Raw genomic sequence first — 12,220 nt, 5'->3', positions numbered from 1 at the left:
GGGACATCCTTTCTCCTGGACTCAAGATCCAAGTGTCTCGGGTGTCCAAGATCCGGGGTCAAGGCCCGTTCTCGCCCACGTGGCCTCCCTTCTTGGGATCGGGATGCGGGTCGGCTATGCGGTGGGCCGCAGGAAGCCGACGACGGCCTTCTTCTCCATGTCGATACCCTGCTCGATCTGAGGCGGGACAGGTTCGAACGCATTCACTCGGATGGAGTGCGAGCCGGAGCCACGGTTCCAGGTGGCGATGGCCAGGCCGTCGGCGATGACGGTGGGCTGGATGAGGCCGCCTCCCGGCCAGACGCGGGCCTGGTGGAGAGCCGGGACGGACAGCTCGCGGGTGCGGTAGCCGATCAGGTAGTTGTCGTACGCGGGCAGCATGCGAACGTCTGGAGTTTCAGACGGTCCTGGGAGTTCCTCCACCCGCCCGGCGAGCATGCTCAACACGCCGTACTCGGTGATTACGCCGGATTCCGCCAGCAGCTTCCAGGCCCTGCGGGCCCAGGTAACCGGCAACCCGGACCAGGCGGCGAAGTCCTCCAAGGCGGCGGGGGCATATGCGGCAAGGTAGCGACGAGCCAGCTCGGCGAGAGCAGCGTCTCCCTCCCACCGGAAGCGCCCGGTGGGAGGCAGCCAGTCGTCGAGCAGCACATACGTGGCCTCACTGGCGCGCTGTGGGCCGTGGCAGAGGATGCCGGTGAGTGCTGCGTGGCGGACCAGGTGAAAAGGCGCCTGTCCGTCCGGCGGGATACCGAGAGTGGTGAGGTGCTCGGTCAGCTCGGCCCGGGTGAGTGGGCCGTGCGCGGCAAGAACGCGCCGGATGAGATGGTCGGCGCGCTGGCGCACATCGTCATCCAGGCCCAGCTGCCGGTAGCGGCGGCCGGTTGCGGCTAGGATCCGCGGGGACAGCAACTGCAACACCCAGCGGGCGTCGTCGCTGGGGATGGTGTGCAGGGTGCCGCGCATGTACCAGTTGCGGACGATGCTCCGTTCTTTCTCGTATGCCGTGCGGATGGCCTGGGCGGTGATGTCCCGGCCGCGTACCCGGATGCCCAGGTCGGCGGCGGTGGCGTCTTGGGCCTGGACGGCGAAGACCCGTCGGACGACCGCCTCGGCGGAGGCCTCGCGTGCTTCGCCGGCCAGGGCCTGGGCACAGGCCCGCAGCCTGTGGATGCTCTCGTGGTCAGGCATCGGGGTGTGCCTCTCGGCCAGCGCCGTCAGGAGACGGCCTTGTCGAGGATGCCGGCGAGTTCGGCGGGTGCCGACAGCATCGGCCAGTGCCCGGTGGGCAGGTCGAAGCGCCGCCATGGCGGCTGGTTCAGGTGGGCCAGCATCGGCACCCCGGCATCCAGCAGTCCCGTGAAGTCATGGCAGGCGATCAGGACACGGTCCACACCGGGACCGGGCTCGGCCGGGCCGGCGAGGCGTTGGGTGTAGGTGCCGAACGGTTGAGGGGTGGCACGCGCGCGCAGAGCGTCCCGCTGGCCCTCATCGAGCCCGTCGAGGCTGCTGGACAAGCCCAGGACCTCAAAGGACGGCATCGGCAGCCGCCGCCCGCCGCCGGAAGCGTCGACCTGCTGGCGCAGCTGGTCTGCTGCCTGCGGCGGCATGAGGTCGAGCATGCACATGCCTGCGGCGAACGGGGCGCTGTCCACGTACACCACGCGCTCCAGCCGGTCGCCGAGACGACCGGCTGCCCCGGTCACCGGGGCAGCCGCGTAGCTGTGGGCGACCAGCGTGACCTCGCGCAGATCGTTCCGCTCAGCGAATCCGGTGATGTCCGCGATGTGCGTGTCCAGGCCCGTCTCGGGTCCGCCCCGGTCGGCGTGCTCGGCCAGGCCCGTCAGTGTCAGCGGCAGCGCCGTGTGGCCGCGCTCCCGCAGAGCGCGGACGGTGTCTTCCCAGGCCCACGCCCCGAGCCAGGCGCCGGGAACAAGTACGAAGTTGGCCACGTGATCTCCCAGAAGTGAGGTGCTGCGGGGAGCGTAAAGTCAATACAGGACAGAATCCGCCCTGAAATGCCGAGTGATCCATGTCGCATCCCCTCATCCGTGTGCTGACCCTGCTGGAACTCCTCCAGTCCAACGCCCGGCTCACCGGGGCGGAGCTGGCCGACCGCCTGGATACCGACGTCCGCACAGTGCGTCGGTACACCGCCCATCTGCGGGAACTGGGCATCCCCGTGGAGGCCGAACGCGGCCGCTACGGCGGCTACCGGCTGGCCCGCGGATACCGGATGCCTCCTCTGGTCCTCACCAACGACGAGGCTCTCGCCGTCGTCCTTGGCCTGCTCGCCGCAGACCGTCTGGGCATGGGCGCCGCCGCACCGGCCACTGCCGGTGCCCTGGCCAAGATCGAGCGGGTGCTCCCGCACGCCCTGCGCGAATCGCTCGCTGCCATGCGGGGCACCCTGTCCTTCACCGCCAACGCCGTAATCGGGCAGGCACCCGGAACCGGCGTCCTGCTGGCACTGGCTCAGGCCTCCCGCATCCGCACGACTGTCGGTATCAGCCACCAGTCCTGGCGCCAGGAGCACACCGAACGCGACATCGACCCCTACGGCGTGGTCTTTCACACCGGCCGCTGGTACGTCGTCGGCCACGACCACCTCCGTGCCAGCCTGCGGACCTTCCGCATCGACCGCATCACCTCCGTCACCCCCCGCGCCGACCGCTTCACCACCCCCGACGGCTTCGACCCCGTCGCCCACCTGACCTCGACTCTGGCCCAGGGGCCCTATCGCTGGCGGGTCGAGGTGACGATCCATGGCCCCCTCGATGAGATCGCGCGCCGACTGCCTCGCTCAGCAGTGACCCTCACCGCCCAGCCCACCGGCGTTCTCATGCACGCACGGGCAGAACGGCTGGACGGCATGGCCCACATGCTCGCCTCCCTGGAATGGCCCTTCACCATCCATCACCCCGACGAACTGCGGCAGGCGCTCAAGAACCTCGCCGACCGACTCACCGCAGCCGCCCAACGAAGACCGGAAGAACTACCGCAGTGAACAACGGATTCACTACGACAGCACGGGAAGGGCGGGACGACGTGACGACCGAACCGGTGACCGAACCCGGGAGCGGGCACGCCCTCCGGCTGCCGTGCACCAGGGTGGTGCACCTGTCCGCTCCTCCGGCCACGTACACCCGCGAAGATCGGGGCGTTGTCTCACCGATGAGGGCATCAGAGCCGGGGCAGGGAGGCAACGCCATGGGCGCCATCCCCCTGCACTTCATCAGGGTCCGGAGCGGGGAACGTACTCAGCTCGCGCCGGAGGCGCTGAAGCTCGTCGTCTTTGGCTGTCAGTACGGACAGCAGCAGATGATGATGCTCCTTGAGCTGATTGAACTCGATGTGCGGTCGGGCGAGTCTGCCGGTGGACCGCTGGTCGAGGTCCCGCAGCCGGGAGATGCGGGCCTCGCGCGGATCGGGCTGCTGACCGTCCGCCCAGGCGGCTGCCCGCCGCTTCTCGAACTCGTCCTTCAGGTGGCCCCAGGTCCGAAAGCGAGACGCGCGGGAGATGCCCGCCTCACTGGCGAGCGTCTTGACGTCGCAGGCGCCGCCGGGCGGGAGCTGCCCGGCCGGCAGCCTGTCGATGGCCGCGCGGACGCGCCTCTCGGTCTGGTCTCGTTGCTGGTGGCTCAGTGCCATGTGATCGGGCCCTTCCGGCTGCCAGACGGAACGGTGACTGATGTGGTGGGTGGCCTGCGTGGTGCTGGCGAGCTTGAGACACAGCGCCTTCGCCGGATCCTCGAACCACCAGTAGTTCGCCGCGGACAAGTGCAGGACCGACGCCTTCTTCTTCAGCAGCAGCTCGATCTGCCGGTCGGTGACCACCCGTCCGCCACGAATTCGGTGACGGCGCCACGCTCGACGGCGGCGTACGAAGCCAGGCGTTCACCGCCCGCGTCGCCCTGGGGCCGTCCTCGTCCTCGAACAGGAAGTCGTCGTCGAACAGCACCGGCATCCGCTCAGGGATCAACGGCTCGCCATCGAGCCCCCAGGACTGCCAGCCCTCGGCAGAGAAGTCGTGCACCAACACGCCGCGGGACGCTACGTCCGCGACGTGACCCTCATCAACTGCTGACCCCACGTCCGATCAACGGAAGTTGAGGAATGTGAGATATGCCGAGAAAGCAGCGACAGACTTCAGGCAAGACTTCCGGGTCGCCGGTAGCGGAACCGTCAGCCCCGCTACCTCCGCTGGACAGCCGAAGCCGTGGGGACCGAACGGATGCTGTACTCCGCCGACTACCCCTTCACCTACGGGTTCCGCCCCGGCGGCTTTCCCCTCGTGGACACCAGCGCCGGCGTCGCCCGGTCCTTCCTGGAGGACGCCCCCTTCAGCGACGCACAGAAGGCCGACATCGCGCACCGCAATTGGGAACACCTCACGTCCCACGCCACAAACCACACCCGGCGACCCGGGCAAGGCCTGTCGCACGCCTGACCATGTCCTGCCGTGCGAGGATCGTCGCACCCGACGACCAGTTCCCCAAGCTGCTGGTGAGCAGCGGCGTCCTCCCCGAAGCAGCGGATCAGCCGTTGGGCATCCTCGCCGCCCGCCGCGCCGGCGAAATCGCCGCCTTCGACTCGACAGCTGACCAGCCCTGCCCGGCCGTGAGTCCATCGCCCTGGGCTGCACCGGCCGGGTCGCTCCTCAACGGCGGAAATGACGTTCCGCTGGGCCCGGACCAGGTCGTGGCGAGCGGGCATCCGCCGACGCCGCGCGGGTCCGCAGGGGAGACCGCCGTCGCGCCTGCCGACCGGGAGAGGGTGACGTTCGCCGTCGGCGTGGAGGCGCTGCGGGCAATCGCTCAGGGTTGGCGAGCATATATCGCAGCTCGATATATGCTCGGCTCATGACAAGGCAGAACCCGTCCCTGACGGAACAGCAGTACTTCGTCCTTGCCGCGCTCATGGACGGACCGTTGCACGGCTACGGGATCATCAAGGCTGCCGAGCAGGCCACCGGCGGGCGGCTCCGGATCGCTGTCGGCACTCTCTATGGCGCGCTGGAGCGGTTGGAGCGGGCGGGGCTGGTGGCCGCCGACCATGAGGAGATCGTGGACGGGCGGGCGCGGCGCTACTACCGGCTCACGGAGGACGGCACCGTGACGCTCAACCGCGAGGCGCTGCGGATGCAGCAGGCGGCGGCCGTCGTCATCGGACGCCCGGGGGATGTCGGAGTGGCCCCGGCATGAACCGTCTGCTGCTTGCGGCCTACCCCAAGTCCTACCGGTCCCGGCAGGGGGAGGAGTTGCTGGCCTGCCTGGCCGAGGCGTATCCCGGCCGCTCCTGGCCCCCGCCACGGGAAGTTCTCGCCTTGGCGAGTGCCGGGGTCCAGGCCCGAGCCCGTGCTGTCGTCGACGACACGACCCGTCCGTGGTGGCTGGACGGCATCCATCTGGCCGCTCTGATCCTCGCCGCGCTGGCGTTGGTGCCGTACCTGCAGGATGTGTGGCACTGGGCACTGCACATCGATCCCGGCCGGCATGCCATCGCCTTCCACTTCTCGGGCTGGTTTCCGTGGGCAGGAGGGCCCACGCGGACGCGGCTCCTGCCCTACGGGCTGCTTCCGCTGGTCTGCCTGATCGCCCTGCTGCGCGGTAGGCCGTGGATCGCGCTGCCGGCCGCGGCAGCGATGATCTACGTCGGTGCCACGTTCAACAGCAATACGCTCTTCGGTGACGAGGGCAAGGCGGGTCTGGGCTACTACGGGCTGGGCGCCCCGATAACAGCCCGTGACCTGATGCTGTCGGGGACCCTGTGCACCGCCTGCGCCGTGCTGGCGCTCTGCCGTCCTGACCGGCTGCGGCGCCACTCGTACCGCTGGCTGGTCCCCGTCGTGCTCGCCATGTTCCTGGCCGGGAGCCTGCACATCATCTCCGTCAGCCCGGCCTTCCAGCGCGGCCTGTTCGCCCTCGAAGTCACCGCGCTGATCGCCGCATGGGTGGCGACGGCCGCCACCGGGGACTACCGGTGGCTGATCCCCGTCGCAGCGGTCGCGTTCATCCGCACACAGGCGATCGTCACCCAGCCGAACGCGTTCATGCAGTCCCTGCCGGACCTGGTCGTCCTTCTCCTCCTGATCGCGCCCCTCCCGGTCCTGGCGATCGCCGCCCAGCGCCGACAGAGCCGGGAGCTCCTCGATCAGAAGTAGATCCCCGGTGCGCAAGCCGAGCCTGTCGGCCCACCGCGTGCCAGAAGAGGCGCGCGACCTTACTGCCCCCACGAGGAACAGCGAGAAGGAACAGCGAGAGCGATGACTGAGCAAGATTCCTCGACCCTGTCCAAACTGCCGGTCACCCCCGGTCAGGTGCCGGGAACCACGGCCGAGCCCAGCCTCTGGCGGACGAAACGACCTCGGGTCTCCGCTCTGCTGTGTCTCACGGGGTTCCTGTCGGTCTACCTGATCGCGGTCTGCACCCCGTTCGGGCAACGGGCGGAAAACGCCCTGTTCAACAGTCACGGCGCCAAACCGGCATGGATCTACGACTGGTCAGGGACGGCTTACAATTCGCCTGCCCTGCCGCCGCTGGACGACACTGCCATGCCTACCCTGGTCGTGGGGGTGATGGTCATCGTGGCCGTCACTCTGGTGCGGAGGTGCTGGTTGCACGGCTGCGCGGCAGCCGGAGTCGTCATAGTCACGCTCGGGGGCACGGAGGCACTCAGTAAGGTGATCCTGCCCCGCCCCGACCTGGTTGGCGCGCACGTAAGCCTCATCGAGGCGAGCTTCCCCAGTGGGCACGTAGCCATCCCCGCCGGGCTGGCCCTCGGCGCCGCCCTCGTCACTTCCCCTCGTATCCGCCCCTACATCACCGCGACCGGCATGCTGTGGCTCGCCGTCACCGCAGCCGCCGTCCAGGCCACTTACCACCACCGGCCCAGCGACGTACTGGGCGCCACGCTGCTGGCCTGCGCCTGCTACAGCTTCGCGGCCCGGTTGCTGCCGTCGGCCGGGGCGCCAGGCGCCACGCGGCGCCCTCACGCGCTGCCGGCGGTCGCCCTGACGCTGTCAGCGGCCGGCGCGCTCGTCGCCGGCGCGCGGGACGACTCCGTCACACAATCGCTGGTCTTCGCGGCAGCGGCCTTCCTGTGCGCCTCACTGCTCTGGTACACCGCAGCGGAGGCGCCCGCACACACCACACGCCGCACACGTCCCACACCGGGCTGACCACCCAGCCGGCTGCGGGCAGGAACCGGCAGGGTCCTACGTCAGCCATCGATCCCGCGCGGGACTGGACACCGCGACCTCGTCCAAGACCAGGTCGCGGCTGGACGGCGAACCCACCGATCGAGTTGACCTGGGCCAGGACGATGTCCTCCAGTTCCCCGGAACCGATTGCCGCTTCGGCAACCTCCAGGAGCTGGCGGGCGTGGCGACACCCTCCTGGTACCCGCCCTCGACCGCTGCGGCCGCTCCCTGCAAGACCTGATTGCCCTGCACGAACGGCTCATGAGATGGCGTGCCTGTGAGCAGTCTAATTAGGAGCCTGTCGTCAGACCTTGACCAAGCGACCACTCGGGATCAGGGCTTGCCTGGCCGTCGTAGCAGCGGTCTTCCCGCGGATTCCGGGATGTCTGCAGCCAGAGGGGTGTGTCAGAGTCTGCGCATGCTCGAGATCGCGGTGAAGACGGAGAACTGGGAGCGGCACGTCCGCGTGTCCGGCGAGGAGCTGGCTGGATTGGTCCGGCGGATCGGTGGTGACGGTGACCGGTTCCTGGTGTTCCAGCGGATACCCGACCTGCCTGATGTCTTCGCCCAGGTCTGGCACAAGGCCGGTGGTGACTACACGTTGGAGTACCGCGAGGGTGCCGCTGACCGGCACTTCCAGGCGATGGCAGACGGTCCCGAGGTCGTGATTGCCGCGATGACCGGCTGGGCTCGCCAGGAGGCCGGATGGCACAGTGGTTTGGCTTGGTCGCTGCTGGACACGGGCCCCGCCCGCGAGGTGCCGCCGCTTGACCTAGACGAAGACGAGCGCGCGGAGTTGGAGAAGCGCATCCGTGAGGTGCTGGTCGGCGGCTATGCCTCTCGCGCCGAACTGGCCGAGCTTGCCGAGGAGTACCTCGTCACCAAGGACCGCCGACCCGTGTCGCGCGAGCAGGCGGAGGCGCTGGCAGACCGGTTGTGGCTGGAGCGGGTCGGGGAGCAGACCGAGTGGCAGGGCGAGACCGACCCTGAGCGGCTCACCCGCGCCTTCACCGCCCTGCAGGAGACCGGTATCACCGCCCGCGAGAACTTCACCTGTTGCCGTAGCTGCGGCCAGTCCGAGATCGGCGGGGAAGGCGGGCCCAACGCTCGCGGCTTCGTCTACTTCCACAGCCAGTGCACGGACTCCGCCGCAGCCGGCCACGGACTGATGCTCCTCTACGGCAGCTTCGACGGCTCGTCCGGGACCACTGCAGCCATCGGCCACGAGGTCGTGGCTGCCCTGGAAGCAGTCGGCCTCCGCGCCGAGTGGGACCATGACCCCGGCCGGGCCATCACCGTCACCCCCCTGGACTGGCGCCGCCGCCTGGTCGGTTAGGTACCGGCGTCAAAGATCACACCCACATGAGGAGTGAGGCGAGGGTGACGGCTGCCTGGTAGCACGCGGCCGTTTTCTCGTATCGCGTTGCGATGCCGCGCCATTGCTTCAGCCTGTTGAAGCATCGTTCGACGACGTTGCGGCGCTTGTAGAGCTGATTGTCGAACGACGGCGGCCGGCCGCCGGAACGGCCACGCCGAAGTCGGTTGGCGATCTGGTCCGCGCGTTCGGGAATGGTGTGGGCGATGTTGCGCTGCCGCAGCCAGGTGCGGATCGCCTTCGGGCTGTAGCCCTTGTCGCCGATGACGTGCGACAGCCGGGTCCGGGGACGACCGGCGCCCAGCCGCGGCACCCCGATCGCACCGAGCAGGTCGTGAACCGGGTGCAGTCGTTGGTGTTCCCGCCGGTGAGGACCAGGGCGAGCGGGCGGCCGAGTCCGTCGACCGCCAAGTGGAGCTCATTGGTCAGCCCGCCACGCGAGCGGCCGAGCGCCCGGTTGCGGATCCCTCTTTTCGGGCCCCGGCGGCGTGCCGGTGCGCGCGGACGGTGGTGGAGTCGACCGACGTGAGCCAGTCGATGTCGCCGGTCGCGTCCGCCCTGGCCTGGGCGGCCTGCAGCATCTGCTCGAAGGGGCCGTCCTTGGCCCAGCGGCGGAAGCGAGTGAGCAGAGTGGCCCACGACCCGTACCGCTCGGGCACGTCCCGCCAGGCCACCCCGGTACGGAACTTCCACGCGATGCCGTTCAGGACCGTGTGGTCGTCCAACCGGGGGCGCCCCGTCGGTGCGGTGTGAAGCCGGTGACATCCGCCAGCCCCCGGGTCGTCCTCGTCGTGCCACCGCAGCTCGCCCAGCAACATGATCTTGCTGTGGAGGATCGGGACGAGACGGTCAGCTGCTGCATCGCATCTCCCTCTCAAGGAGGGCCCGGAAGGTGCACGGGGGCCGATCGGTGAGGCGCTGGACTGTGTCGGTGATGCGGTCCTCTGCTCCGTCGGCGATGGCACGGTCCATGTCGGCCAGCATTGCGGCGAACTCCACCGGCACATACGCCGTGAGGCGATCGCGCATCTGCTCGTACGACAGACGGCGGTGGACGACGGGTCGACCGGTGACCTCGGTGATGATCGCGGCGATGTCGTCGTGGCTGAGTGCCTCGGGTCCGGTGAGGACGAGATCGGCGTTGGGGGCTTGCTCGTCGGTCAGAGCGCGTACGGCGACGGCCGCGATGTCATCGGCGTCGACGAAGCCGACCCGGCCCATGCCGGTGGCGGTCCAGATGACGCGCTCGTCGCGGATAGTGCGAGCGTGTGCGTGCGTGCCGGTGAAGTTCTGCATGAACCACGAGGGCCGCAGCACCGCCCACTGTTCGAAGAGACCGGGCAGGGCCTGGTGCACCCTTCCCACCGCCGGGCCGCCCTCGGGGATGGCCGAGGAGCTCAGCAGCACCGCGCGGTGCACGCCGGCAGCGCGGGCCTGAAGGAGGAACGGCAGCATGATCGCCGCGGGCTCGGAGTCACCCACGGGCGGTATGAGGTAGACGTGGTGGACGCCGTCGAGGGCGGCTGCGTGGGTGGAGGGGTCGTACCAGTCGAAGGGGACCGGCTCGGCGCCGACGACCGGGGTGGCCTGACGGCTGGCGGCCTTGACGCGGTGGCCCGCGGCCGTCAGCTGTGCTGCGGTGCGGCTGCCGGTGGTACCGGTGGCGCCGATGACCAAGGTGGTGCCGGTGGTGGTCATCGGCTGCTCCGTGCGAAGTCGGTGCCGGGCTCAAGGACGGCGAGGGGGTTCCAGTAGTCGCGGTAGGAGGTGATCTGCCCCTCTTGCACGGTCACGACGGCGATGTAGGTCATGTCGAAGGGAGCGTCGGTCTCCACCAGACGGCCGACGCCGCGCATCTCGACCACGATGGTCTCCGGATCGGCGGTCTGGTGGATGCGCAGGTAGGGGAAGTCGTGCAGATCGATGCGGTCGGGGTAGTGGCGCATATAGGCGGAGACGGCCTCCTTGCCCTGCAGACGCTGGGGCCAGCCCTTGGGTGCGAAGGGGAATTCCATGAGGCCGTCCTCGGCCCACAGGGCGACCCATGCGGGAATGTTCTTGTCGAGCAGCAGTCGCAGGCTGTGGCGGTACAGATCCGCCGGAGAAGTCGGTGCGGGCATGGGTATCCTCCAGATCTAGAATCCGGACCCTGGGTCCGCTTTGACGATACGGACCACGGGTCCGGTTTGCAAACGAAGGAGCAGCATGCCCGAGCGCAAGTCCCGCAAAGACGCCGCCCGCAACCGGGAGGCGGTGCTCGCAGCCGCCGACGCCCTTTTTGTCCGCCGCGAAAGTCCCACTGACATCACCATGGCCGACGTCGCTTCAGCGGCCGGCGTTGGCAAGGGCACGCTCTTCCGGGCCTTCGGCGATCGCGCCGGGCTGCTCCGTGCGCTGTACGAGGCACGGCTCGAACCGCTCAGGGGAGCCGTCGAGGCCGGCCCACCGCCCCTGGGACCTACGGCCTCACCGCAGGATCGCGTACCCGCGCTGCTCGACGCCGTCCTCTGTTTCAAACTGGACAACCGGCGCCTGGCGCTGGCCCTGGAGGAAAGCGGGAGCAGCAGCCCCTACCGGGGGGAGCATTACCAGTGGTGGCACGGTGTCCTCCGAGCCGTACTGGAACAGATCCCCGGCCTGACCGACAGCGACTTCACCGCCCACGTCCTGCTCGCCGCCACACGAGCGGACCTCGTCGAGCACCTGGCCGGAGCAGAGCGCGTTCCGCGGGAAAGGATGCGGGCACAGTTGGCCACCTTCGTCACCAGAGTCCTGGCCTCCGGCCCACTGCAAGGGGTGACCGCCGAGGAGTGACCGAGGATCGGGCGAGACCTTGATCAGCGGGGGAGCGTATCGCTCCGTTGCTGCCTCAAGTCGGTGGGCCGAAACCGCACGGTGTCCAATGGCGTCCCTGTCCTGCCTGACGGCGGGCAGACGTCCTCTTCGCGATGCTCCGCGACGGAACCTTCTGCGAGCCCCGACGACCTACCGCAGTGGCTTGAGATCGCTCACGAGTCGCGGTGCATGGTCATCGATAGGGGCGCCTCGAAGTCGAAATCGAAGGTCTCCACGGCTGCGTCTGCGGGGAACCTCAGTCTCCCCTGCGTGCTCCGGCAGAGAGTTCCGGTGGAAGATCACCGCCGCGATCTGTCTGTTTGCGGCCAGGCGAAGGGCTGCGGCCGTCCCGGCGGGCTTCAGCGTGCGGATTGGGAAAGCGCGGAGGCGGCGGTCGGGACGCGCCTCCCGGCCGACTACAAGGAGTACGTGTACTTGTTCGGTCCCGGCGACTTCGAGTGCTACCGCTTCATCTGTGTGCCCGGGGCCGAGAACGGTGTCACGGAGCTGGCCGCGCGCCTCGCCCAAGAGCACGCGGCTGCGCACCGGGCATCTGCGGCTGCCACCTCGGGTTCCCCCTCTTCCCGGAGCCAGGCGGGTGGTTGCCGTGGGCTCCACCGTCGGCGGCGACGCTCTGTACTGGGTCACGTCGTCGGACGACCCCGACGGCTGGGCCATCGCGGGGCTGCTTGGGCGGGGCGAGGACCGCGCGTGTTTCGAGGAGGCTTCACGGCTCAAGCTCCAGTTCGTTTGTGCGGACTGGACAGGCCGACGGACATGAAGCGATGGCTGAAGGCGAAGGAGGCGCA

The 12,220-nt window shown here is 69.0% G+C and carries 12 protein-coding genes and 1 pseudogene; 7 read left to right on the top strand and 6 right to left on the bottom strand.

The genetic code is table 11. The features are described 5' to 3' along the window. Positions 1 to 114: 114 nt before the first annotated feature. A complete protein-coding gene (locus I3F58_RS21325) occupies positions 115 to 1,191 on the bottom strand; it encodes a winged helix DNA-binding domain-containing protein (RefSeq protein ID WP_240110264.1) in 1,077 nt (358 codons plus the stop codon). Positions 1,192 to 1,217: 26 nt separating this feature from the next. Beyond that, positions 1,218 to 1,952 carry an alpha/beta fold hydrolase gene (locus I3F58_RS21320; protein ID WP_240110263.1) on the bottom strand — a complete coding sequence of 245 codons (735 nt, stop codon included), beginning with the start codon at positions 1,950 to 1,952 and terminating at the stop codon, positions 1,218 to 1,220. Between the two features lie 80 nt (positions 1,953 to 2,032). On the opposite strand from I3F58_RS21320, the gene I3F58_RS21315 reads away from it, so the two are divergent. Next, positions 2,033 to 3,007, top strand: a complete 975-nt coding sequence (locus tag I3F58_RS21315; RefSeq protein ID WP_240110262.1) for a YafY family protein — start codon at positions 2,033 to 2,035, stop codon at positions 3,005 to 3,007. A 176-nt stretch (positions 3,008 to 3,183) separates the two neighbouring features. Here the strand turns inward: I3F58_RS21315 and I3F58_RS21310 are convergent, their stop codons facing one another. Further along, positions 3,184 to 3,837 carry a hypothetical protein gene (locus tag I3F58_RS21310; RefSeq protein ID WP_240110261.1) on the bottom strand — a complete coding sequence of 218 codons (654 nt, stop codon included), beginning with the start codon at positions 3,835 to 3,837 and terminating at the stop codon, positions 3,184 to 3,186. Between the two features lie 382 nt (positions 3,838 to 4,219). On the opposite strand from I3F58_RS21310, the gene I3F58_RS21305 reads away from it, so the two are divergent. The 5 genes from I3F58_RS21305 to I3F58_RS21285 all read left to right on the top strand — a co-directional run bounded on the left by I3F58_RS21305 (position 4,220) and on the right by I3F58_RS21285 (position 8,537). Beyond that, positions 4,220 to 4,450, top strand: coding sequence for a hypothetical protein (locus I3F58_RS21305; RefSeq protein WP_240110260.1), 231 nt, complete (start codon positions 4,220 to 4,222; stop codon positions 4,448 to 4,450). Positions 4,451 to 4,862: 412 nt separating this feature from the next. After that, on the top strand, positions 4,863 to 5,204 hold the full coding sequence (locus tag I3F58_RS21300; protein WP_240110259.1) for a PadR family transcriptional regulator: 342 nt from the start codon (positions 4,863 to 4,865) through the stop codon (positions 5,202 to 5,204). After that, positions 5,201 to 6,163 (top strand): hypothetical protein, encoded by a 963-nt coding sequence (locus I3F58_RS21295; protein WP_240110258.1) that lies wholly within the window; start codon positions 5,201 to 5,203, stop codon positions 6,161 to 6,163. The genes I3F58_RS21300 and I3F58_RS21295 overlap by 4 nt, the downstream gene beginning before the upstream one ends. 102 nt (positions 6,164 to 6,265) lie before the next feature. After that, positions 6,266 to 7,180: a phosphatase PAP2 family protein gene (locus tag I3F58_RS21290; protein ID WP_240110257.1), complete on the top strand. Its 915-nt coding sequence runs from the start codon at positions 6,266 to 6,268 to the stop codon at positions 7,178 to 7,180. Positions 7,181 to 7,619: 439 nt separating this feature from the next. Further along, positions 7,620 to 8,537: a hypothetical protein gene (locus I3F58_RS21285; protein ID WP_240110256.1), complete on the top strand. Its 918-nt coding sequence runs from the start codon at positions 7,620 to 7,622 to the stop codon at positions 8,535 to 8,537. 16 nt (positions 8,538 to 8,553) lie between these two features. Here I3F58_RS21285 and I3F58_RS21280 read toward each other — a convergent pair. The 3 genes and pseudogenes from I3F58_RS21280 to I3F58_RS21270 form a co-directional block, all read right to left on the bottom strand. Further along, positions 8,554 to 9,374, bottom strand: a pseudogene (locus I3F58_RS21280) (IS5 family transposase). A gap of 51 nt (positions 9,375 to 9,425) precedes the next feature. Next, positions 9,426 to 10,274: an NmrA family NAD(P)-binding protein gene (locus I3F58_RS21275; protein ID WP_240110255.1), complete on the bottom strand. Its 849-nt coding sequence runs from the start codon at positions 10,272 to 10,274 to the stop codon at positions 9,426 to 9,428. Continuing rightward, the gene (locus I3F58_RS21270; RefSeq protein ID WP_240110254.1) at positions 10,271 to 10,696 is read right to left on the bottom strand and encodes a nuclear transport factor 2 family protein; all 426 of its coding nucleotides are present in this window, start codon (positions 10,694 to 10,696) and stop codon (positions 10,271 to 10,273) included. The genes I3F58_RS21275 and I3F58_RS21270 overlap by 4 nt, the downstream gene beginning before the upstream one ends. A gap of 85 nt (positions 10,697 to 10,781) precedes the next feature. Between I3F58_RS21270 and I3F58_RS21265 the strand changes: the two genes are divergently transcribed. Then, positions 10,782 to 11,390, top strand: coding sequence for a TetR/AcrR family transcriptional regulator (locus tag I3F58_RS21265; protein WP_240110253.1), 609 nt, complete (start codon positions 10,782 to 10,784; stop codon positions 11,388 to 11,390). Positions 11,391 to 12,220: the final 830 nt, after the last annotated feature.

The organism is Streptomyces sp. MUM 203J (genome assembly GCF_022414595.1).
Classification (GTDB): domain Bacteria; phylum Actinomycetota; class Actinomycetes; order Streptomycetales; family Streptomycetaceae; genus Streptomyces.
This window is presented reverse-complemented; position numbering and strand designations above follow the sequence as displayed.